22 protein-coding genes are annotated in these 22,053 nt (G+C 49.4%); 21 read left to right on the forward strand and 1 reads right to left on the reverse strand.

Going from position 1 to position 22,053, the window contains the following annotated elements; all coding sequences use genetic code 11:
- Positions 1–6 precede the first annotated feature (6 nt).
- The 15 genes from AT705_RS10760 to AT705_RS10830 all read left to right on the forward strand — a co-directional run bounded on the left by AT705_RS10760 (position 7) and on the right by AT705_RS10830 (position 13,651).
- Entirely contained in the window at positions 7–1,227 is a 1,221-nt protein-coding gene (locus AT705_RS10760) for an aminotransferase class III-fold pyridoxal phosphate-dependent enzyme (protein WP_058796585.1), read from the forward strand.
- An 18-nt stretch (positions 1,228–1,245) separates the two neighbouring features.
- Positions 1,246–1,821, forward strand: coding sequence for an NUDIX hydrolase (locus AT705_RS10765; protein WP_058796586.1), 576 nt, complete (start codon positions 1,246–1,248; stop codon positions 1,819–1,821).
- Positions 1,814–2,659, forward strand: coding sequence for a hypothetical protein (locus AT705_RS10770; RefSeq protein WP_058796587.1), 846 nt, complete (start codon positions 1,814–1,816; stop codon positions 2,657–2,659). The genes AT705_RS10765 and AT705_RS10770 overlap by 8 nt, the downstream gene beginning before the upstream one ends.
- Positions 2,646–3,452, forward strand: coding sequence for an inositol monophosphatase family protein (locus AT705_RS10775; protein ID WP_058796588.1), 807 nt, complete (start codon positions 2,646–2,648; stop codon positions 3,450–3,452). Before AT705_RS10770 ends, AT705_RS10775 begins: the two co-directional genes overlap by 14 nt.
- An 85-nt stretch (positions 3,453–3,537) precedes the next feature.
- Positions 3,538–4,029, forward strand: a complete 492-nt coding sequence (locus AT705_RS10780; protein WP_058796589.1) for an ankyrin repeat domain-containing protein — start codon at positions 3,538–3,540, stop codon at positions 4,027–4,029.
- A gap of 17 nt (positions 4,030–4,046) precedes the next feature.
- Positions 4,047–4,826, forward strand: coding sequence for an HAD hydrolase family protein (locus AT705_RS10785; protein ID WP_058796590.1), 780 nt, complete (start codon positions 4,047–4,049; stop codon positions 4,824–4,826).
- Positions 4,813–5,481, forward strand: coding sequence for an HAD family hydrolase (locus AT705_RS10790; RefSeq protein ID WP_058796591.1), 669 nt, complete (start codon positions 4,813–4,815; stop codon positions 5,479–5,481). Before AT705_RS10785 ends, AT705_RS10790 begins: the two co-directional genes overlap by 14 nt.
- Complete coding sequence (locus tag AT705_RS10795; protein ID WP_058796592.1) at positions 5,474–6,682, forward strand: hypothetical protein; 1,209 nt, start codon at positions 5,474–5,476, stop codon at positions 6,680–6,682. Before AT705_RS10790 ends, AT705_RS10795 begins: the two co-directional genes overlap by 8 nt.
- Positions 6,679–7,185: an adenine phosphoribosyltransferase gene (locus AT705_RS10800; RefSeq protein WP_058796593.1), complete on the forward strand. Its 507-nt coding sequence runs from the start codon at positions 6,679–6,681 to the stop codon at positions 7,183–7,185. Before AT705_RS10795 ends, AT705_RS10800 begins: the two co-directional genes overlap by 4 nt.
- Before the next feature lie 12 nt (positions 7,186–7,197).
- The gene (locus AT705_RS10805) at positions 7,198–8,049 is read left to right on the forward strand and encodes a hypothetical protein (RefSeq protein WP_082668971.1); all 852 of its coding nucleotides are present in this window, start codon (positions 7,198–7,200) and stop codon (positions 8,047–8,049) included.
- The gene (locus tag AT705_RS10810; protein ID WP_058796595.1) at positions 8,046–9,128 is read left to right on the forward strand and encodes an HlyD family secretion protein; all 1,083 of its coding nucleotides are present in this window, start codon (positions 8,046–8,048) and stop codon (positions 9,126–9,128) included. The genes AT705_RS10805 and AT705_RS10810 overlap by 4 nt, the downstream gene beginning before the upstream one ends.
- A gap of 9 nt (positions 9,129–9,137) precedes the next feature.
- Complete coding sequence (locus AT705_RS10815; protein WP_058796596.1) at positions 9,138–10,655, forward strand: DHA2 family efflux MFS transporter permease subunit; 1,518 nt, start codon at positions 9,138–9,140, stop codon at positions 10,653–10,655.
- Between the two features lie 171 nt (positions 10,656–10,826).
- Positions 10,827–12,479 carry a S41 family peptidase gene (locus AT705_RS10820; RefSeq protein WP_058796597.1) on the forward strand — a complete coding sequence of 551 codons (1,653 nt, stop codon included), beginning with the start codon at positions 10,827–10,829 and terminating at the stop codon, positions 12,477–12,479.
- Positions 12,479–12,862 carry a hypothetical protein gene (locus AT705_RS10825; protein WP_157576738.1) on the forward strand — a complete coding sequence of 128 codons (384 nt, stop codon included), beginning with the start codon at positions 12,479–12,481 and terminating at the stop codon, positions 12,860–12,862. The genes AT705_RS10820 and AT705_RS10825 overlap by 1 nt, the downstream gene beginning before the upstream one ends.
- A gap of 99 nt (positions 12,863–12,961) precedes the next feature.
- A complete protein-coding gene (locus AT705_RS10830; RefSeq protein WP_058796599.1) occupies positions 12,962–13,651 on the forward strand; it encodes a 4'-phosphopantetheinyl transferase family protein in 690 nt (229 codons plus the stop codon).
- On the opposite strand, the gene AT705_RS10835 is transcribed toward AT705_RS10830, so the two are convergent.
- Positions 13,648–15,288 (reverse strand): cyclic peptide export ABC transporter, encoded by a 1,641-nt coding sequence (locus tag AT705_RS10835; protein ID WP_058796600.1) that lies wholly within the window; start codon positions 15,286–15,288, stop codon positions 13,648–13,650. The genes AT705_RS10830 and AT705_RS10835 overlap by 4 nt on opposite strands.
- 122 nt (positions 15,289–15,410) lie before the next feature.
- Between AT705_RS10835 and fhuF the strand changes: the two genes are divergently transcribed.
- The 6 genes from fhuF to dhbA all read left to right on the forward strand — a co-directional run bounded on the left by fhuF (position 15,411) and on the right by dhbA (position 22,030).
- Complete coding sequence (fhuF, locus tag AT705_RS24895) at positions 15,411–16,151, forward strand: siderophore-iron reductase FhuF (RefSeq protein WP_157576740.1); 741 nt, start codon at positions 15,411–15,413, stop codon at positions 16,149–16,151.
- A 76-nt stretch (positions 16,152–16,227) separates the two neighbouring features.
- On the forward strand, positions 16,228–17,466 hold the full coding sequence (locus AT705_RS10845) for an isochorismate synthase (RefSeq protein ID WP_058796602.1): 1,239 nt from the start codon (positions 16,228–16,230) through the stop codon (positions 17,464–17,466).
- On the forward strand, positions 17,463–19,064 hold the full coding sequence (locus AT705_RS10850; protein WP_058796603.1) for a (2,3-dihydroxybenzoyl)adenylate synthase: 1,602 nt from the start codon (positions 17,463–17,465) through the stop codon (positions 19,062–19,064). Before AT705_RS10845 ends, AT705_RS10850 begins: the two co-directional genes overlap by 4 nt.
- Positions 19,065–19,087: 23 nt before the next feature.
- On the forward strand, positions 19,088–19,954 hold the full coding sequence (locus AT705_RS10855; protein WP_058796604.1) for an isochorismatase family protein: 867 nt from the start codon (positions 19,088–19,090) through the stop codon (positions 19,952–19,954).
- Positions 19,954–21,276 carry a condensation domain-containing protein gene (locus AT705_RS10860; RefSeq protein WP_058796605.1) on the forward strand — a complete coding sequence of 441 codons (1,323 nt, stop codon included), beginning with the start codon at positions 19,954–19,956 and terminating at the stop codon, positions 21,274–21,276. Before AT705_RS10855 ends, AT705_RS10860 begins: the two co-directional genes overlap by 1 nt.
- Entirely contained in the window at positions 21,266–22,030 is a 765-nt protein-coding gene (dhbA, locus tag AT705_RS10865) for a 2,3-dihydro-2,3-dihydroxybenzoate dehydrogenase (protein ID WP_058796606.1), read from the forward strand. The genes AT705_RS10860 and dhbA overlap by 11 nt, the downstream gene beginning before the upstream one ends.
- The last annotated feature ends 23 nt before the right edge of the window (positions 22,031–22,053 follow it).

The raw sequence follows: 22,053 nt of genomic DNA on the forward strand, positions 1-22,053 counted from the left end.
AAAAAAATGATTTCACCGTTAGTAGGAAGTGATAGGTACTTTGCCAAGAATGATGCACCTATTTTATTTAAAAAGGCAAAGAACTACACAGTGACAGACCAAAATGGCAACCAGTATATCGACTTCATTCTGGGCCTGGGACCTGTCATATTAGGCCACTCTGATGAAGAATTTGTCCGCAGAATATCAGAACAACTAAGCAATGGCCTGTCATTTCCTGGTTTTGCCGATGTGCATACCGAGCTTGCTAAAGTGTATGAAGCCCAGTATCAGGATATGCGTGTCGTCACCCTATTCAAAACCAGTTCAGAAGCCGTAACCGCAGCAATGCGCTGTGCCATGCTGGAAACAGGTCGCAGTAAATTCATTCGCTGTGGCTTCTTAGGATGGCACGACAGCCAGATTGCCAACACACCAAGCTGGCACGAGTGGCCAGGCAGTGAAAAACGTGAAGCACTGAGATTCTCACAAGGTATGCGCGGGATTGATGGTGAGCAGGGCGTATTTAACTGGACAGATGGCGATATCAAGAGTCTGGAAGCACTTCTGAGCGAACATGGAGACACCACAGCCGCCTTTGCCATTGATGTCTATCAGCTGGCATTCATGACCACGGAAACGTTGCAGCAGGCAACCGCACTGTGTCGTCAATATGGCGTAAAAATCATCATCGACGAAACAAAAACAGCCGGCAGAACAAATCCGGCAGGCATGCTTGATACACAAGCAATTCCGGCAGATTACATCATCCTTGGCAAAGCCGTGGGCAATGGGTTACCACTGGCAGTGCTACTTGGCAAACCAGAGCACATCAAAATTTATCAAAGCGCGAGGATTGGCGGTACCCACACCAAAGAAGTCCTGTCAGCACACGCCGGGATCATAGTCGCCGACATAATGCAGCAACGAGAAGGCTATGCGCGCCTGCCACTCATCTGCCAAAAGATTGTTTCAACCATCAATGCCGCCATCACGCATTCGGCCACAACAGAGTTACTCAGCGCAACCAGCTTATTAAACGACACCCTGTTTGATCTGCGCTTTTCAGACCATATTCTGAACAACTTTGCGGCCAGAGAGCAGCTGAAACAGACCATGATTGCTGAGGGTATTTTCATGTTGCAGGGGCACAACTCATTCGTGTGTTTAGCCCATGAGCAAATCGATTTTAGCCAACTGGAAGACACGTTAACCACAGCGCTGCGCAACTGGTCAACACAACTGTAAGCTTACCAAGGAAGATTCATGAACAAAGAAAATACAATCAATGAATTACAGGGTTTGTTGGAAAACTACGCGACTACATACGAGATAGAGGCGCAGTATCGGGAGCACATGTTGTCATTCCTGAAAAGCAGTGACGACCCCATTTATAGTAGCAATCAGGCAGGACATTTTACCGCTTCTGCCTGGGTCTTGTCGCATGACCGCCAACACGTGTTGCTCACTCAGCATGCCAAAATTGGCAAGTGGTTTCAGCTTGGTGGACACATTGAGCCAGAGGACTGCTCTTTTATTGATGCCTGCTTACGAGAAGCAACCGAAGAAAGCGGCATCACCTCACTGTCATCAGCAAACACCTTTGTGCTCGACATCGATATTCACGATATCCCGGAATACAAAGGAATACCGCAGCATCCGCACTATGATGTGACCTGCTACTTTGTTGCCCCGGCGCAGGCAAAAGCAATTAAAAATGCAGAATCGACACAGTTGCAATGGATACCACTCGATCAGGTGAAAACACTCACCGACGATCCGGCGATCCACAGAATGGTCGAGAAAACACTCGAACTAGAGACCTATAAAGACCATGCTTAAATACCATTTACAAGGTATATCCGCAAACATCATTTGGGGTTCTCTGCCTTTATATTTTTATTTCTCTGGCGAGTACCCCCCGCTTTTCTTCTTGCTGGCACAAATTATCAGCACCTTTATATTGCTGGGTTTGTATCTAAAAGTGATGAGAGCAGAGGAAACGCAGCGCTTTAGCTTAAAGCTAAACCTGCTCCCCGCATTATTATTAATGCTGAATTGGGGTGGATATGCCGTAGCAATAAAGTCGGGTTATGTAATAGAGGCAAGCTATGCCTATCTTTTACTCCCTATTTTATTGCTGTCAGTGAGTATTTTTAACGGCGAAAGTAATCAGAAAAAGGATTGGTTCTTTTTCTCACTCTCCCTCTTTATCGTTTTTCTTGAGTTCTATATTAGCGGCAATTTTCCATTTATAGGCCTGCTGATCTCAATACCATTTGTGCTGTATTTACTGTGGCATAAAAAGCATAACATCGATCCGTTAACAGGGTTATTTAATGAAACTAAAGCGATGCTGCCCCTGTGTTGTTTATTGTGGTTCTTCATTGATTTTGGCTTTTTAGAAAGTGTGAAATTAAATGACTGGGCAATGCTATTAATGCTGGGCCTTATTACCCTTTTACCGCTCACTTTATTTGTGAGTGCAAGTAAAAAGGTGAGCTTCAACGTGTTGTCTTTGTATCAGATTATGTCCCCTATTTTAGGCATGATCATCGGGTTTCATTTATACCATCAGGACTTAAGCACTTATAAATTTATCCTGTACTCATCACTGGCTTTGACCTTGATTGTGTACAACATGACAAATCAAATTGGGACAAAAAATGAATCTTACTGATTTACTTGATGAAGTAGTGAAAATTGCAAAGGAAGCTGCACAAATAATAGAGAAATCTAAGCTCAATGCTGAGTTCTCTATGAAAAGTGATAACACGTTTGTCAGTAAAGTGGATATTAATGTTGAGGAGTTCATTAGCCTGGCGCTTAAATCCCTTGATTACAATATACCGGTGTTTGGTGAAGAGCTGGGTGTATCAGGGATGGAGACACACGACACTTATTGGCTCATCGATCCCATTGATGGCACTGCCTGGTACCGGTTGGGTGTGCCAATTTATGGCTCACTGATCAGCCTGATTGATAAGGGCGAACCCGTATTAGGGTGTGTGGCGTTACCTGGGATCAATGAGGTGTGCTACGCCGCTAAGGGGCATGGCTGTTTTATTGAAACACCTTATCAAGCCGCCACCAGAGTCTCAATTGAGGATCCGGTCACCTCAGTCAAAGAGGCGGTGATCACCGCATCGGGTATTCATGGCACCAGCCTGTGGCTTGAAAATGGCAAGTATCCGTGGCGGATCGATAACGTATTTCAGGAAGCACGACTATTTAAACTGTCAGGTGATTGCATTCAACATGTTCAGGTCGCCTGCGGCCGAGTCGATGCCGCCATCGACACCATCATGAAGCCCTGGGACAGCGCCGCGCTGATTATCTGTTTGCGAGAAGCCGGTGCTGTGGTCATGGACTTACATGGCAACCAGGATCGGTTATTACAACGCGACTCCCTGTTGTCAGCGGCTTCTCTGCCACTGGCACAAGAACTGTTAGAAAAACTTTCATATCAATAAGCAAAAAGCGGCGCGGATAACTAGTCCCGCGCCGTCACCCCAGATCATAAAACATAACGATAAAACTCTTAGAGACGAGGTTGGAATGAACAAGGAAATTTTAGAACTAGCACAACAGCAACAATGGACTCAGCTAACCACACTTTTGCAGGCAGACAGCACAGTAGTCAATGTGCAAGACGAAAAAGGGTACTCCCCCTTACATTATGCAGCGATTCAGGGGCAGTGTGCGGTCATCGACGCTCTGGTCGCCAAAGGCAGCGCACTTGAGGCTGCGACTGGCAACGGCAGTACCGCGCTACATAAAGCAGCCACCTTTGGACAGCTTGATGCTATCCATACTTTACTCTCGCTGGGCGCCGATTTAGAAGCCAGAACCAACAACCCGGATGTGCCTTCATTTAGTGCACGTACCCCTTTGCATGAAGCCGCAGTGGAAGGCCATGCCGACGCAGTCACGCTGTTACTTTCACTTGGCGCTGATCAAAACGCGCTGACAGACGCACAGGAAACCGCGCTTGATCTAGCCGTATATTATAAACATACCGACGCCGCAGCGGCCTTGTCGCGTTCTTAACCTTAAGAGAACGCATTATGTTTAGTGAAATAAAAGCCAAACATTGGCTGTTTGACATTGACGGTACAATCGCCTTTAACAACCAACCCGTCAGTACGGCGTTGACCGATGCGCTGCTCGAATTGAGCGACGACAGCGACGTGATCTTTGCCACTGCCAGGCCGTTTCGAGATGTATTACAGGTACTGCCAACTGAGCTACGCAACAATACTATCTCTTGTACCAACGGGGCTTTACTGTTTAAGCAACACAAAGTTTATGCTAAACAACACCTCGGTAAGAACACCTGCATCCGCTTGATACATTTACTCGAGGATCTGGATGCGCCTTATATTCTGGATTGTGCGCAGGGATTTTATCTGAGTCGCACCAGCCACCCCTTTTTTGAGTACACTCAGGGGAGTTACAAAGCACCCAAAATCTCCCAGCAAGCGGCACTGGCCCAGGGTATCAATAAAATTCAGGTGTTTGATACGCAGCTCATTGAACTGCTGAATAGAGATGCTGAGCGACTTGGGATCACGGTCTACCCTTATGCTGGCGTCGACTTTTTTGATATCTCTCCAACCGGATGTTGCAAATCCAACCTGTTTCAGCAGCTCAATATCGACCCGCTCAATAGCATCGCCTTTGGTAATGATTCAAACGACCTGCACCTGATCAAGCAAGCACAAGTGGGCGTCTGTATAGGGTCGCACCCGCAACTCAATCAGGCTGCCGATCTGACGCTTAACCTGGCCTGCCCGGAGCAAGCATTAATTAACATCATCAGGGAGAGAGCTTTTGAAAACCTATAAGCTAGTCACGTTCGACTTTGATGGTACCTTATGTGACACCGCACCTGCCATTATCAGCACACTTCAGCAACTATTTCCCGGTACTGAACAGGCACACATAGACGCGCAGTTATCCGTGGGTACCCCGCTTAAATCGGTGATTGCCCGGTTACATCAACACCCTCTGTCTGCCGCTGAGCTGGATGCACTGTGCCGTCAATATCGGGCGCTGTACAATCAGGAACCCCATCAGTTACAAGTACCATTTCCTCATGCCAGAGACACCATCACGGCATTCAGACAAGCCGGTGCACAGTGCCTGATCGTCAGCAATAAGGGCGAAGCCGCACTGAATGCCTTCGTACAGCAGTATGCATTCACGTCGCTCTTTGACGATGTGATAGGAGAACGCGTCGGCATAGCAGGCAAGCCGCAACCGGATGTCTATGAGCAAGTGATTCGCCCGGCTTACCCAGGCATTAAACCCGAGCACATATTGCATATTGGCGACACCACAGCAGATCTGGCATTTGCTCATGCTATCGGTGCCGACAGCGCCTATCTGACCCATGGCTTTGGCGATGATGAAGCAGCCCTGGCGATGCAGCCGACCTGGTATTGCACTCACTTTGAGGAACTCACCCAACAGTTGGAATTAGGGGGACAGCATGTTTGATTATAGCCCCGCTAAGCTGCCGTTTGTAAATCAAGCTGACAGAGTGCTGAAGCATAACCATTTCGTCAAATCGCTATTCTGGCAAAGCTGGCATGACTGCTTTGAACAGCATGCACTGCCCAAGCTACCTGAGCCAATTGCAAAGTTATGGAGACACTCCCGGGAAATATTTCAGCTTGCCTTTATCGCCCACCGTTATGGCATGATCTTTTTTGCTTCGCGACGTGAAGTCTCCGCACGGTTGGCGACAATCACAACAAAGAGCCAGCAGATCGATGAGGTTTACCAGGTTTTGTCACAGCGACAACTACTCAATACCATTTACAACCTGACCATCAATCACTTTGTCTTTAGCTGGCCTAGTAAAGCCGCGTGTGCGCAGATGATTGCACCAAACCAGTTTCAGCTCAGCAAAGAACAGGTGCTGTACTATCGCGATGACGCATTTTACAGACACAGCGAGCAGGTAAAGCGGCTGGGTGATGAGGTGGTGTATGATCTGCATGATTTTGCACACCTGGTCAGCACCCTGTGTAAGCCCACCTTATACGGTTGCTATTATCATGACTTGAGTGCCAAGATCACCAACAAGCAGTTTCGCAATATGATTTCTCTGCCGGGAAAACGTGACCTGGACAGTCAAATTGTCGCCGACGGGTTTGTCTACACCTGCCTGACCAGGCATCTCTACGACACCCTGGTAACTGAGCCATTTACAACCCCGGATGATCTGGTCGAAGCCATCGCAGAACAACTCAGCCACTACTATCTGGCAGAGCAAACCCTCACCAGCGCGCAAGATGGCAAAACCTACCGGTTAAATGCCCCCATTGAAACCGGTCAGCTTGTGATATTGGCCCTGAATAAGCTCTATGAACACTCGGCATCAGAAGTCGAGCACTCCGTATTTATCCGCGCAGAGCAAGACAGTGGGGTACTTGAGCTCTCCCCCTCAAACCGCTTGCAAGCACTGGCCGCACCGCTAAAGTGGCTGTATCCCGAGGCGCGCAATACCATTCGTCATCGTGCCCATGCACTGTCTTACATTAAAACGGCCAAAGCGCTGATCCCCATGCGCCCGGCGGAAGCCTCAATTTTAGACCAGGTTGTGCAGTTGCTCGGTGCTGACCCCGCGGCACTGCGTACAATTTTAGAGCTGCTATCACTTAACTCCACGCTTAATAAGGAAGAATTACTATGATCTCACAACACATTGCCATCGTGCAGGACCACCCAAAACCAGGCATTAAATTTCATGATATTACGTCGTTGTTGAGTAACGCCAATGAAAGAGACCGCGCCATCACACAGCTCACCGAACACTTCCGGGGCAAAGTAAACTGTGTAGCAGCCATTGACGCACTGGGTTTTATCATTGGCGCGATGGTGGCCGACCGATTGAATTTAAAATTTGTGCCGATCCGAAAGCCCGGCAAACTACCGCGTGAAACCATCAGCACCGATTACAGCAGTGAATATGCACACAACAGTCTGCACATTCACAAAGACGACATTGACCAGAATGACCATATTCTGCTGATTGATGATGTGTTGGGTACGGGCGGGACGTGTCTGGCTGCCATCAAGCTGTGTGAACAACTGGGTGCACGTGTCGTGGGTGCCGGCTTTTTGCTTGAACTGCCCAGCCTTGGCGGACGCCACACCCTGGAAGGCTATCACCCTGTTTGCTGTGCCCAGCTGTAACCCAGTGACGCTATGACTATGTATGATCACTACACCCTGCCAGAGCAGCACCAGCATTTGATCCGCACTGCAATGACACAGCGCATCGACCAGGCAAGTCCGGCTACGATTGGCGAGATCATCGCACACATGCAATCACTGAACTGGTCGGTGTTTATCTCAGGCGGTGCACCCAGAGACTGGGTTGAAGGCCAGCAAGCACAAGACATTGATCTGTCTGTAAACACCAGCTTTGCCGACCTGTATGCGTTTTGCCTTGGTATATTTCAGCCCCATCAACTGCTCACTGACCCAGATTTTGGGTTAGTGACTGTGCTCGGCTCAGAGTACAAATTAGACATTAATATACTACGCGAAGCCGCCTTCACCATGCCCGTACCGCCCAAAGTCGGTCTATCTCAGTCACACCAGCATGACGTGAGCCAGTCAGCAACCACCGCTATCACACGCCTGCAAGCTGATGTCCTGTCACGGGACTTCGCCGTCAATGCGCTCTACTATTGCTGTGACAGCGGGCACATTCTCGACCCTTCAAAGCAGGGCTTGTCTGATCTCAAACATCGTCGCTTATCTTTTGTCATGTCTGCACAGCGGCTGGCCCACGACAATGTGGTCTGTATCAGGATTTTACAGTTCATCGCACGCGGCTTTGAACCCAATGAGGAAGTAAAAACCCTGCTTTGTGCGCGGCTGGAAACCGCCGTCATGCAACAGCAAGAGTTTCAGGCATGGCTGGCAGTCTATATCGGGACGCATAAAGCATACTACCCACAGTTTAAGGCCTGTGCCTATCACTATGCTGCCAGTCAAACCGTCAAAAACCGACTTCAACACTATTTTAGCAATATGGAATCCGAGTCGTGAGTAGTCTCTCCAAACGCAATAAAGCCATTGCGATGTTTATTTTTATCCTGATCACCACAACCACAGTCTGGGCCGTTGCATACAGCCGACTCTACCTGACTATAGACAATGCCCGGGTCAGTGCGGATCTGATCACCATCCGCAGTGAAAGTGATGGTCGCATCGTGATGGCAGATGCGGCACTGCGCTCAGAGCGGGTGCCCAAAGGCCAGCAGATCATCGCTCTGGACGCGCGGGAAATCCGCTTGCAGTTACAGGTTGCTGACGCTGAAATCGCTCAGATTGAAGCCGAAAAACAACTCAACCAGCAACGCTATGAGGTCGCCATTGCCAACAACAAAGAGCAAGCAACGCAGTTTATCTGGCAACAGGAACTGCTCAACCGGGAACTGGCACTCAAACAAGAAAGCACCCGCTTACAAATGGAGAAAACCGACAATATTCAGGATCTGGCAACCACAGCGGCTGTCTCCAGACAGGATAAAATCACCGCCCAGTCAGCACTTCAGCAGGCGTTATTAGACATAGATATTCATCAAGCGAGAATTGCAGAACACGCCGTCAATCAGGCCTTACTCAGCAATGAGAAGCGCCAGGCCGACTTAATCTTGCATGAGATTTCCCGGTTAGAGAATCAAAAGCAAGCCGCCCAGGCACAACGCGCACTGCTTGAATATCAATTGGAAAAATTAACCTCTTCGGCACCATTTGATGGCGTGATTGATGAAGTCTTTGTCCGTCATGGTGAATATGTCGAAGAAGGCCAGCGTCTGTACATGATGCATGATCTCAACAGCCTGAAAGTCGAGGCCAACATTCTGGAAAGTGACCTTGGCAAAGTGCATCTGGGGCAACAAGTCGAAGTCCAGTTAAGCTATCAACCCGGGCAGACGATTTCGGGGGTGATCACCCGGATTGCATCAGTCAGCAATGACAAACTCGCGCTGATCCCCACCAGTCAAATGAGCAGCGATTTTGTCAGAGTAAAACAAAGGTTCACGCTGGATATCAAATTAGATAACACCACCTCAGCCATGGTCGCACCGGGCATGATGAGTACCGTGATAATTCCACTGTAAAGGACCCTTATGTTTAACAGGCAAACCGTTGCATGTATTTTTACGGTTGGACTCGGCAGCTTTTCAACCTTACTCAGCAGCACCACCATCGAGGTCGCATTTGTGCAGGTGATGGGGGAGCTGGCCATGGACCTGAGTGAAGCGCACTGGACCGTATCGTTGTACATGGTGGTGATGACAATTGCGATGCTATTAACCGCGGACTTGGTGAATCGCATTGGTTGCAGATACACGTATATCGTCAGTTTCATCATCATGATCTCAGGCTCACTGATCGGGGCTTTAGCAGATGGCCTGTTCAGCTTGTTGTGCGGCCGTGCCTTGCAGGGGTTTGCGGCCGGATTGCAGGCCCCACTGGCTACTATCATATTGGGGCGCATTTTTGCCAGAGAAAAAATGGGCATTGCGATGGGCTTTTTTGGCGCGATTATGCTGTTAGCCCCTGCGCTTGGTCCGGTTATCGGCGGTTATTTAATCGATTTCATGTCGTGGCGTGGCCTGTTTGCGTTTCAAATTCCGATGGCAGCCCTGTCCCTACTATGTGCACTGATCTTTTTAAATCCCGATAAACCACTGCAGGCAGCTTACGGTTACGACTGGGCGGGTTTGTGTATTCTGACTGGCGTACTGTCTGGCTTTTTCATCAGTTTACAACTGGTTGAAGAGGTCGGTGTGTATGCCACTGAGTTTGCATTAAGCTGCGGCGTCAGTGCTCTGCTGGCGCTCATGTTCTATTTTTATGAAAAAAAGACCGCTCAGCCACTGGTCAATTTCGCACTGTTTAGGGACACCGTGTTTAGCGTCAACATTGTGGTGATCTGCGTGCTGGGTATTTTTCTCTTTAGTTCCATCTTAATAGTACCTCTTTACTTGCTTGAGATCAGAGGACTCAGTGCCCGTCAGGCTGGCGAAGCCCTGCTCATTCCGGGTCTTATCATGGCCTTTATGGCGCCTTTTTCAGGCTGGTTATCCGATCGCTTCCCACCCAGAGAAATTATTTTGTGTGGTCTGCTGATCAATGCATACGCCATCTGGCTCACCGCAAAACAAGATGTTTCAAGTGCGATTATTGCCATTGTGGTGGCCACATCCCTGTCACGCATTGGTATGTCAGTGATGCTTCCCAGCTTATATGTGAGTTCGCTCAGGCACCTTGAAGGACCTATGCTGGCTTATGGTTCAAGCATGATCAACTTTGCCCGACAAATAGGGGGGGCGCTGGGTGTAATGCTATTTAGCTTGTTATATGAACGTGGCAAGCACATTGCTTCAGACCAGCTGTGGCAATCCGCTGGCAATGCAATGGCGTCAACAGGCTACTTGAACCTAGATGCCACGAGCAGAGAATACAGCAGGATAGAACAAGGGATCCAGGCGCTGTCGGGGACTGCCGCATTTCAATCCGTTTTCTATCTGAACCTGCTAATGAATATTATCTGCCTGGGGCTGCTTCTGTTAACTTACTTACCCGCCTGGCGGGCGACTTTGCGCAAGTCTCAGAACTCTGACAGCCCCTCTTCGCCCTAGCAGACATGAGCAACAAATTGCGCAACCAGGTACCTACTCTATACTCAAAAATGGGTTAAATTGATTGTTTTTTCTGCTGTTGACATTAATTAACAGTCAAACCGGTCTATCTATTGTATTGTAGAAACAGTGTTGATAGTTTTTAGCGCAATGAATATATAGGACAAAACCATGATGCAATTCAGCAACTTATACCTTGCCATCGGATTGGCTTTAACCCTCACTGCGCTCTCAGGATGCGGTGGTGGCGGTACAGAGAGCGGCAATGGCGGTGATTCAGGTACTGTGACAACGCCAGATAACAATAATAACGGCTCAGACTCAGGTGGCAGCAGCACAGAACCCAACTGGCAGGCTGGTGTGTTTCCACCTGCCACCAACTTCATCAACTACTGCGCCAACCCACGCACCGGTCAGGATGAACTTAACAATAACCAGCCTTTTCCGGACAGAGCCGGGACGGTTATGCATGAAAAAATGTGGCTCCGCTCATTCAGCCATGAAACCTACTTATGGTACGACGAGCTTGCTGACAACAATCCGCAGGACTTCAGCACAGTGGCTGATTATTTTGACCAGCTAAAGACCACCCAACGCAATCCGGATGGGTCGCTGAAAGATCGGTTTCATTTTTCTAATACCTACGAAGAATATCAAAAAGAGCAACAGTCCGGTGTAACCACCAGCTATGGTATTCACTGGTCTGCTAGTAAAACGTCCTCACCGAACCGTAACTTTACCATTGCTTATATCGAGCCAAACTCGCCAGCTGCGGCCACTGGGCTGAGCAGAGGCGATCGTCTGATCAACATCGACGGCGAGGATTTTGTGGACGGCGATAACGTCACATTATTCAATGAAGCGCTATTCCCCAGTGATCCAAAAGCCTACACCTTTACTTTTCGTTCTGTCGAGGGCGAAGAAAAATCGGCCTCTATGACCGCCGCCGACTTTGAACAAACACCGGTGCAACATACAAAAATCATATCACACGGAAACAAAACCGTAGGGTATGTGCAGTTTAACCAGTTTATTCCAACGGCACAGGAGCCCCTGATCGCTGCGTTTGATACCTTTATTAACAGAGGTGTCAATGAGCTGGTGCTGGATATGCGCTATAACGGTGGTGGACTTATCCACAGTGCAGCACAGCTTGGTTATATGATCGCCGGTGATAGTTCACTCAGCCGCAATTTCGGCGTCACAACCTACAATGATAAGCGCCAGAGTGAAAACCGGATATATACTTTCGAGCCTCGCCGGATAGACTGGACCCGGGATGTATTTCTTAACGACACCACGCTGCCCAGCCTGAGTCTTTCTAAAGTATACATACTGACCACCGACGACACCGCCTCTGCCAGTGAAATGGTGATCAATGGCTTGCGCGGTATTGATATTGAGGTGATCCAGATAGGCACCACTACACGCGGTAAACCCTACGGTTTCTTACCAGCCCCTAACTGCGGCATGGTGTATTACACCATTCAGTCAAAATCAGCCAATGAAAAAGGCTTTGGTGACTATGCCAATGGCTTTACGCCAACACCAGCCAGCCAGATAAACGGCGAAACCGGATTAGATGGAAGAGTACCAGGCTGTCAGGTGAGTGATGATTTGAGCCGTGCTTTAGGTGACGAAGACGAGCAGCTACTGGCCACCGCACTGCATCATAGCGCAACCGGCACCTGCCTGGTCAATGAAGCGACGGGCGTCTCCGCCAAACCAGATGATAATGAGCTGGCGGGTGAGCATAACACTGTGACGCTGCCGTTCAGACCACTGCGTGATGGCGCGATCCACTCTACATTGAAAGGACAGTAATGATGAAATGTTCGGGATGGTTTGCCACGTTACTGACCCTGTTGCTCAGCGGCTGCCAATACAGCAAAGCAGCGCCTGTGTATGCAGCTTTAATTGAGCAAACCACACCGGACATGATCCGTGAAATACAACACGCCATCGTCGCCCTTAAGGGCGGCAAGGCACCTAAGCTGGCCAATAATGTGTTTATGCAGCGCTCCACCTTGTTCCTCGAAAAAGGCAATATACGCGATGCCTATGGGCAACCCATCCTGGGCAGCAGAGAAGGCGGCGTGACGGGCTTCGAACTGCAAATACGTGGCGAGCAATGCGTCTTGTTTTATCCTAAAACTGGCGAATATCGGGTATTGCCTGGCATACCTTGTGTGCCCAACCCAAAATAACCGTAGCGTGCTTAATTTTATTCCCGGCTTTTGCCCCTGAGTGTGCTTGCAACCTTTCTCTATATCGGTAAACTGGCTGGCACTAATTGAGGGAGTCGTATGTCGTTAACACCAGTCGAACTATTTACACCCCAGCTGCCATTCGTCAGTCACAGCAGTGCTTTTCGCATTGCCGCGTATCAGGACAGCGATTTTGCCCGTTATACGCAACCATTACCGGATAAACTCAGCCGAGCTGTCGCCAAACGTAAAGCGGAATATCTCGCTGGGCGTCACTGTGCCAGTCAGGCACTCAAAACGCTGGGACTACCGCATACCATAGTCGCCAGTGCAGACAGTCGTGCCCCTGTATGGCCAGATGGCATTCAGGGCACCATTACCCATACTCAGGAGCTGGCCATGGCCATGGTCAGTGATGATCCTTCAGTACTGGGATTAGGCATCGATCTGGAAAGAAAAATGACAGATAAGCAAGAACAGGAGTTACAAAAGCAGATCCTGGCAAAGGAAGAACAGGCTGCATTTGAGCAACTGAGCCAGGAACAGACTTCCCCGCTCACCCTGATCTTCTCCGCTAAGGAGAGTATTTTTAAAGCGCTGTATCCGGTTGTACAACGCTTTTTTGGCTTTGAAGCCGCCTGCTTAAACGACTTCAGTCACAACCAATTGCATTTTACGCTCACAGAGACACTCCATGAAACTCTGCCACAGGGCACCCAAATCAGTGTGTATTATCAACTCAACGATGAGTTGGTCCTGACCGAGTGCTGCCTGCGCGCTGGCCGTTAAGCCAGCGCCGTTTGCTGTTTTGACACGCCAGGAGGAGATACTCTGGCCGGTTCGCTGAGACACCCGTTGTCCATTTTCAGTAGTCTGTCGGCCAGGTCAAAATACTTGTCATCATGGGTGATCACCAGCACGGTTTTACCTTGAGCGCTAAGCTCTGGCAGCAGCTCGCGATAAAAGACGTCTTTAAAGACCGGATCCTGATCTGCCGCCCATTCATCAAAGATATAAAACGGTCTGTCTTCCATGTAAGCCACCACCAACGCCAGTCGTTTGCGCTGTCCTTGTGACAGCTTCTGCGTGGTAAACGCGCCGTCTTTAATGGCCACTTTATGATGCAGGTTGAGCTTGCGGATCAAGGCATTGCCTTTGTCTTCCAACGCTTGCCCCTCACAACCTAAAACTCGATCAAAGAGGTAAAAATCACTGAAAACCGTACTAAATAACTGACGATAGTCATCAAACTGCTGACTCTCAAGGGTCTTACCATCAACCTGAATTTGACCTTCCTGTGCTTCATATAAACCGCATAGCAGCTTCGCAAAAGTCGTCTTACCGCTGCCGTTTCCACCAACTAAATACACCAGCTCACCTTTGCCCAAAGTGAGATTAATAGGTGTCAGCGCAAATACTTCATCGCTCTGTTCATGATAGTAACCATGACTGATGTCTTTTAGCGTCAGCTGATCAAAGGCTGTCATTGCCTCGTCGCTATGCGGCATTAATGCCATTTCTTCCGTCAGCGTGGCAATCGTATTGGCAGATGCCTTTGCGGCCGCAGCTTTAGGTATAGCACCTAACATCACTTCCAATGGTGTCAACATGTATAAGAAAAGAAGCGCAAAACCAGACATCACCTTGCCGGTATCTTCAGCCTGCCCGGACAAATAAAAAAGTGCACCACCAATAAAAGCAAAGACACTGAATCCACCCCAAGATGCAGCATAATGATAGATGCTTGCCCCTTGTACACGACGCTTCTGTAGCAGAGTGATGGTATCCCCAATCACTTGATTTAAAAAAGCCGAGCGCTTTTCACGGTGTAATTTGAGTTCTTTTGCACCTGCATAAATTGCGTCAAACTGCTCATAGAGCGCATCCTGAATACTGGCAGCTTCAGAAACTTTTCTAAATGCGGTGGCATTAGCCAAACTATATCCTACAGAACCTAATATCAAAGTTAGCATTGCAAACACAAAAACCTGCCAGTCCAGCCAGGCCATATAAACAAAACTCCCCAGCACTATCATGCCATTACTCAAAATATTGGGCAGTCCCTGAAAAAACTCGGCAACGCGGAGGCTATGCTCGGTCAGGCATGACTTGATCTTACCGGCCCCCTGTGCTTCGACATGGCTAAAACGGGCACCTATAACATGCTCGGCCACTTGCTGGCGCACCGTTGCTTGACTCAGTTCACTCAACTGCTCTGCAAGTATGCGTGACACCAGCTGCAATACAACCCCCAGACAAGCCAGGATCGCAAACAGTGTGAACTGTTCAACCCGGGATTCCTGTGTGCCATTAATTATCTCGTTGATCAGCGCGACCAAAGACACGCTTATTACACCAAACAGAATGCTACTGAAGGCGGTCGCGATAAATCGCCACCAGGTATTTTGGATCAATTTTGCAAGCACTGTGATTCTCTCATTTGCTAACGCGAATTTACTTATATGGCTTGACGATCTAAAAGTAAAAAAATTCACCCCTCAAACGTCTAAATTATGTCTATTAAACAGCAAGTAAAAACGAGGTTCTTTTGCTACCGACACTGCAGCCATTTTTTCAGGGGCCCTTTAGCGAATATGGCGCTGCGATGACATTGTCTCAGTCTCAGACAGAACCGACACTGACGCAGTGTTTAGGTGAGAGCGGGCTACTCGCCCAATCGGTCACAGCCTGGGCAAGTTCACAAGGGATATCAAACGGCCGGGCACAAGCATCTATCTGGCATATGTTTTATACGATAAGGATCATGCCATCTGTACTGTTGAGCCATAGCTTGTTATTTCGGCCTCTACCTCTTAGTACCGGTTCGGTCAGACTGTGCCTAACAAGCCAGCGACTCATGCTGGCACACTGTGGAGAAGTTAACACGCCCCCCGGCAACACCGACGACAGATATCATGACGTGATATTCGAACATTTTGCCCCTTTACACCAATATCTGAGCGCACAGTTTGGTATTCCGGAACGTGTATTGTGGAGTAGCCTCGTATACCGCCTAAATCACCTTAGCAAAACAATTGCTGAACATTTACCTAACCCGGCTCAGTTAAACCAGGATGTGCATTGGCTATTGCACACCAAACAATGGCGTTCAAAGCAAAACCCATTATTTAAAGCACACCAGAAAAGCTTTGACGTTGGTGCAATACGTGTAAGGGGAGATTGCTGTCTGATGCACGAACACCCGGTCAAAGGCTACTGCGATGATTGCCCAAAACTGCCTCAGCATATGATCAAGCGTACATCAGTTGCTAAATCTTTATCGCAATAATACGTCTTGAACACATTCAATCAGTGGCAAGTTGCTTCTCACTGACAGGATTTGATGAATACGAGGAATAAATCGCATGCATGCTGGTCAACTATCCGATGTCCCACAAGCTCTGGAGCTGGGGGAATTCCGGCCTGAGCAAGACTGTTTGTTTGTTTCCGGGCAAAACTGCCTGGTTAGTCGCGGAGTAACCCGACGTTTTACACTCCCTATTAGCGAGACTGATAGCCTGGCAAGCCACTTGCAGCAAGTGTTAGACGACGAAGCCGAGGAAAATGATGGTCACGCCATCGCCTTCGGAGTGGTACCGTTTTGTAAGCAACAGCAGGCTCAGTTTATCATCCCGGAGCAGGTCAGCACGCTGGATAAACAACTCTTCGCACAGTGTCTGAGTGCACAGCATACGAGTGCTCAGAAACCCAATCGGTTACAGTCAGTACACTACAAACAAGACCGAACACACTTTGAGCAAACCGTACGCGATGCCAAAGCATTATTTGCCGACGGTGAACTGGATAAAATCGTACTCAGTAAGCAAGTTGACTTACAGTTTGAGCAGCCACTGGATCAGGTTGGTGTACTCGCTCAATTACTGGCACAAAGCCCTAGTGGTTACCACTTTTCGATCCCCAGCCAGTTGCATGATGCAGATACCGAGCAAGAAGCTGGGGTATTAATGGGCGTAAGCCCTGAGCTGTTATTACGCAAGTCTGAAGGACAAATTTTTAGTAACCCGCTGGCAGGTTCAATCCCCCGGGACCCTTGCCCCAGCGTCGAAGCACAGCGCCGCTCAACCTTGTTCACATCGAAAAAAGACCGCTACGAACATGCTGTTGTATTGCAGGATATGGCACAGGTCCTTGGCCCGCTGTGCTCCGAATTACACATACCGGAGCAACCAGATCTACTTAGCACTGCCACCATGTGGCATCTTTCAACAGTTATAGAAGGCACACTCACAACACCACAACAGCCCGCAATCGCGCTGGCAAACCGCCTCCATCCCACGCCGGCGCTGTGTGGTAAACCCACAGCATTGGCGTATCAGCACATCGACACGCTGGAAGGTCACGGCCGTGGCTTATTCTCAGGGATCGTTGGCTGGTGTGACAACCAGGGCAATGGCGAATGGGTGGTGGTGATCCGCTGTGGTTACTTGCAAGCCAATCTGGCGACCTTGTTTGCCGGTGCCGGTATTGTGGCTGCCTCAGACCCCAGTTCAGAGTGGCTGGAAACCGAGGCCAAATTAAACACTATGCTGAATGCGCTAGACGTACAGCATGCCTATCACTTAGCAACGAAACACACACTATGAGTATTGAATATACCCCGTGGCCTGAAGAGCTGGCCGCCCACTATCGCGCCCAGGGCTACTGGCAGGATAAACCGCTTACCAGTATTCTAGACGACCAACTGGTGCACAATGGACAAGGCATTGCTGTGGCGGATGCCAACCGGCAACTGAGCTATCAGCAGCTCGATGACTATAGCACCAACCTCGCAGCCCACCTGGCCAGTCAGGGGTTACAGCAAGGCGATACCGCGCTGGTTCAACTGCCCAACTGTGTGGAGTTTTATATCAGTTACTTTGCACTGCTTAAACTTGGCGTGGCCCCGGTTTGTGCGCTGTTTAACCACCAGCGCACGGAGTTACAAAGTTATTGTGAGATCCTGCAGCCTAAGCTGCTGCTGGTTTCGTCTGCTCAGTCTTTGTTTGCTGACGAATCCTTCTCTCAGGAGCTATACAATCGCTTTGCCTGTATCAACCACATCATGGTTGACCACAGCAAGGGCAACAGCGAGCTGAAGCAAGCGTATTTGCAACCACGCGGCTTCCGAGCACCTGATCTCAATCCAGAAGATGTGGCCTTTTTCCAGCTCTCTGGCGGCAGCACCGGCACCCCGAAACTGATCCCGCGCACCCACAACGATTACCTGTATTCTGTTGTTGCCAGCCGGGATATTTGTCAGCTGCATGGCGATACCCGTTATTTGTGTGCCCTGCCAGCCCCCCATAACTTCCCACTCAGCTCACCCGGCGCACTGGGCGTATTTGCAGCCGGCGGCTCAGTGATCCTGGCTTCAGACCCCAGTCCAAGTAACTGCTTTGCCTTGATTGAACGCTTTGCCATAACCCACACCGCGCTGGTACCACCTGCACTCCAGCTGTGGTTGCAACATGCACCACACAGCGACCATGACCTGAGCAGTTTGACACTGATCCAGGTTGGTGGTGCTAAGCTCAGCCGCACCGTGGCCGAGCAGGTCAGGCCGGTGCTGGGTGCCCAACTACAGCAAGTGTTTGGCATGGCAGAAGGTCTGGTGAACTACACCCGTCATGACGATGATGACGAGCTGGTGCTGACGACCCAGGGACGTCCCATCAGCCCGGACGATGAGGTCAAAGTCGTTGATGAACACGGCCAGCCAGTCGCCCAAGGTGAAGCCGGCAGACTCATGACCCGCGGCCCGTATACCTTCCGGGGCTACTACAAGTCACCTCAGCATAACGCCAGTGCATTTGATGCAGAGGGGTTTTATGCCTCCGGCGATTTGGTCAGGCAACTGCCTTCTGGCCACCTGATTGTAGTCGGACGAGATAAAGATCAGATCAACCGTGGCGGTGAGAAGATTGCGGCTGAAGAAGTAGAAAACCATTTGTTGGGCCATCAGCACATCGAGCAAGTTGCCATTGTCTCAATGCCCGATGCCACGCTGGGCGAGAAAAGTTGTGCCTTTGTGGTGGCCACTGAAAAGCTCACCCCATTGCAACTGCGCAAATACCTGCGTCAGCTGGGGATCGCCGATTTCAAAGTTCCCGATAAGTTCCAGTTTGTAACCGACCTGCCCCTGACTGCGGTAGGTAAAGTCGATAAAAAAGCCCTGCGTGCCACGTTCGACGGCCAGGCCTGATTAATAAAAGAAGCAAAAACACGATGAGTATTCCCAAGCTATCCCATTATCCGTTACCCCGCGCCGCGGAGTTACCTGAAAACCGCGTTGACTGGCAGCTCGATGCAAACCGTGCCGCTCTGCTGATCCACGATGTTCAGCACTATTTTGTCGGTTACTACGGTGATAATAACCCGCTGATTGAAACCATGATAAACCACATTCAGCGCCTCAAGCAGTTCTGTTACGACCAGGGCATTCCGGTCTATTACACCGCTCAGCCAATCAAGCAGGGCCAGCATGAACGCGGACTATTGAGCGATATGTGGGGCCCGGGCCTGCAAGATCCGGCGCAACAGCCGATTGTCGATGCGCTGGCACCAGGCGAGCAGGACATCGTTCTGACTAAATGGCGTTACAGTGCCTTTCAGAAATGCGACTTTGAAGAACAACTACGTGCAAGTAGCCGTGACCAGCTGATGATAGTCGGTATCTATGGCCATATCGGGGTGATGACCACCGCCGTGGATGCCTTCATGCGTGACATTCAGCCATTTGTAATTGCCGATGCGATTGCCGATTTCAGCCGTGATGAGCACATGATGGCACTGAACTTTGTGGCTGGACGCTGCGGTAAAGTGGCTACTGTCGCAGAGATCCTGGGAGAAGAAACTCAGGACATCACCACATTGGAAGGCCTCAAAGCACATATTCTGCCGCTGATTGACTGTGAGGAGGATGAATTTGATGAACATGAAAGCCTCATCGACTACGGCCTGGATTCCGTACAGGTGATGAATCTCATCGCCCTGTGGCAGCAACAAGGTATCGAGACCAACTTTATTGAATTGGCTCAGATCCCAACATTGGCCGCCTGGGTTGAATTGCTTGAAGAGCGTAAGGAAGACTGATGTCACAGGCATTGCCGTTAACTGACTCCCAGCAAGCGATGTGGCTGCTGCACACCATCAGCGGACGTGGAGCACTGTTTAATGTGGCCGAGTGTATTGAGTTTAAAGGTAAGATTTCAGCAGCTATGCTGCAACAGGCATTTTCCCATGTGTGGCAAAGTAGTAATTGTCTGAGTTGTCGCTTTGTGCATGACAACGCCTTTACACCTCAGCTGAAACCAAACGCCGACGTGCCAACCATAGAGGTCATGCAGCTTGACAGCCAGCCTGAGGATATTCCTGTATATGCAGAGCAATTTGTGACACCAGCAATGGCAAGATCATTTGTGTTGGATCAGGAAGCGCTTTTAAAGCTCATGTTAGTACGTACACCCGAACAGGATTTATTATTTCTGGTTGGTCACCACTTGTTATTAGATGGCTACGGGTTTGGTTTATTCACGCAGGCACTTAACCGCAGTTACAATGCACTACAAAAAGGTAAGTCGCTACCCAAACTGCCATTTGGCCAGCAACAAGACCTGCTAGCCTTGCATAACAGCGAAGCCTATCTGGCGAGGCAGCAAGTCGCCAGAGCGACACTCAATGATTGGTTAGACGGCGTGCCCACTCCGCTCAGTTTTAGTAATAGCAAAGACGACGTCACGGCACCGAACAGACGTATGAGCCAGGCGTTTACCCATACAGATTGGCACACTGTAATGTCTGCGGCCTCTTTGTGTCAGGCAGGCCATGCTGAAATCCTGCTCGCTGCCGTCAGTGCAGCACTGGTGGCTAAAACATCGCAATACCACATTACTCTGGGCCTTATTATGATGAATCGTCAGCATCAACACGAGCTGAGCACGCCCTGTGTACAGAGTAATGTCATGCCATTGCCATTGGAGCTGGCAACAGACATGACACTCAGCCAGTGTTGCCGGGTCATCAACCAGGGCATCAAAGCACTGAAAGCACTGCAAACATATCGAGTTGAAGAACTCAAACGAGCTCGTCAGCAGCAAGGTAAAGGTACAGCGATATTCGGTCCTACCGTTAATTTGTTACCCTTCACCAGCAGTCCAAAATATGGAGGGGTTGTTAGCCATTCTCACATTCTCAGTGCAGGCACGACCGATGATATTATGTTGCAATGGCACCTGTTACAGGATCAACCAGCTAAACTGGATGTTGATGCCAATGTGGCTCGATACTCAAACCCACAACAACAACAGATACAGGCGGCAATTTTCAAAGCCGCACACTACTGGTCACAGCATCCAAAGCAAACACTAGACAGTGTCGTTTCTGCCATATCGGGAGCGTTTGACAATGTCTTATGATGCCAGGTTGAATCAAGAGTATCAGGATAAAGTTGTCTGGATAAGCGGAGTAGGCCAGGGTATCGGCCTCGCTACTGCCCAGCGTTTTGCTGCACTGGGCGCTAAGGTTATCGGCTTTGACCGACAGTTTAGTGATACCGAGGCATTATACAAGGCTGTGCATTGCGACTTGGCAGATTTGGCACAACTCGACACCATCTTAAGTGAACTTCTGTCTCAGGGGCTTGCGCCATATAACCTTATCAATGTGGCTGGCGTTTTAGAGTTGGGCAATGTAGAGCAACTGTCTCTGACACAATGGCAACACTGTCAAAATGTGAATGCAGGTGCTGTATTCACATTCATTCGCGCCTGTACACCGCACCTTAAAGCACTTAAACGAGGTGCAATTGTCACGGTTGGCTCGAATGCAGCGCATACACCGCGCCAGCAAATGGCAGCCTATTGTGCTTCAAAAGCCGCTGTGACTCAGCTGACCCTGAGTGCAGGATTAGAGCTTGCGAACTTTGGCGTTCGCTGCAACGTGATCGCGCCTGGTTCAACGCTGACTCCAATGCAAACTGGCATGTGGCAGGATGAGCAAGGCGCACAACGTGTTATAGAGGGCTTCGCACCGCAATATAAGCTTGGTATACCACTTAAGAAACTGGCCACTGCTGAAGAAATTGCAGATAGCGTAGTATTTTTGGCATCAAAGCTGTCTTCTCACACGACCATGCAGATCATCACTATTGATGGTGGTGCAACTTTCTGAGCTTGCTCGACGAGCTTATCACT

Origin of the sequence: Pseudoalteromonas rubra (genome assembly GCF_001482385.1) — a bacterium.
GTDB classification, from domain to species: Bacteria; Pseudomonadota; Gammaproteobacteria; order Enterobacterales; family Alteromonadaceae; genus Pseudoalteromonas; species Pseudoalteromonas ardens.

Excerpts from the sequence above, each read along its gene's own strand:
- AT705_RS10800 (WP_058796593.1), top strand. The coding sequence starts at position 6,679 with ATGATCTCACAACACATTGCCATCGTGCAGGACCACCCAAAACCAGGC.
- AT705_RS10775 (WP_058796588.1), top strand. The coding sequence starts at position 2,646 with ATGAATCTTACTGATTTACTTGATGAAGTAGTGAAAATTGCAAAGGAA.
- AT705_RS10780 (WP_058796589.1), top strand. The coding sequence starts at position 3,538 with ATGAACAAGGAAATTTTAGAACTAGCACAACAGCAACAATGGACTCAG.
- AT705_RS10765 (WP_058796586.1), top strand. The coding sequence starts at position 1,246 with ATGAACAAAGAAAATACAATCAATGAATTACAGGGTTTGTTGGAAAAC.
- AT705_RS10860 (WP_058796605.1), top strand. The coding sequence starts at position 19,954 with ATGTCACAGGCATTGCCGTTAACTGACTCCCAGCAAGCGATGTGGCTG.
- dhbA (WP_058796606.1), top strand. The coding sequence starts at position 21,266 with ATGTCTTATGATGCCAGGTTGAATCAAGAGTATCAGGATAAAGTTGTC.
- AT705_RS10825 (WP_157576738.1), top strand. The coding sequence starts at position 12,479 with ATGATGAAATGTTCGGGATGGTTTGCCACGTTACTGACCCTGTTGCTC.
- AT705_RS10815 (WP_058796596.1), top strand. The coding sequence starts at position 9,138 with ATGTTTAACAGGCAAACCGTTGCATGTATTTTTACGGTTGGACTCGGC.
- AT705_RS10845 (WP_058796602.1), top strand. The coding sequence starts at position 16,228 with ATGCATGCTGGTCAACTATCCGATGTCCCACAAGCTCTGGAGCTGGGG.
- AT705_RS10820 (WP_058796597.1), top strand. The coding sequence starts at position 10,827 with ATGATGCAATTCAGCAACTTATACCTTGCCATCGGATTGGCTTTAACC.
- AT705_RS10770 (WP_058796587.1), top strand. The coding sequence starts at position 1,814 with ATGCTTAAATACCATTTACAAGGTATATCCGCAAACATCATTTGGGGT.
- AT705_RS10805 (WP_082668971.1), top strand. The coding sequence starts at position 7,198 with ATGACTATGTATGATCACTACACCCTGCCAGAGCAGCACCAGCATTTG.
- AT705_RS10795 (WP_058796592.1), top strand. The coding sequence starts at position 5,474 with ATGTTTGATTATAGCCCCGCTAAGCTGCCGTTTGTAAATCAAGCTGAC.
- AT705_RS10785 (WP_058796590.1), top strand. The coding sequence starts at position 4,047 with ATGTTTAGTGAAATAAAAGCCAAACATTGGCTGTTTGACATTGACGGT.
- AT705_RS10855 (WP_058796604.1), top strand. The coding sequence starts at position 19,088 with ATGAGTATTCCCAAGCTATCCCATTATCCGTTACCCCGCGCCGCGGAG.
- AT705_RS10830 (WP_058796599.1), top strand. The coding sequence starts at position 12,962 with ATGTCGTTAACACCAGTCGAACTATTTACACCCCAGCTGCCATTCGTC.
- AT705_RS10760 (WP_058796585.1), top strand. The coding sequence starts at position 7 with ATGATTTCACCGTTAGTAGGAAGTGATAGGTACTTTGCCAAGAATGAT.
- AT705_RS10850 (WP_058796603.1), top strand. The coding sequence starts at position 17,463 with ATGAGTATTGAATATACCCCGTGGCCTGAAGAGCTGGCCGCCCACTAT.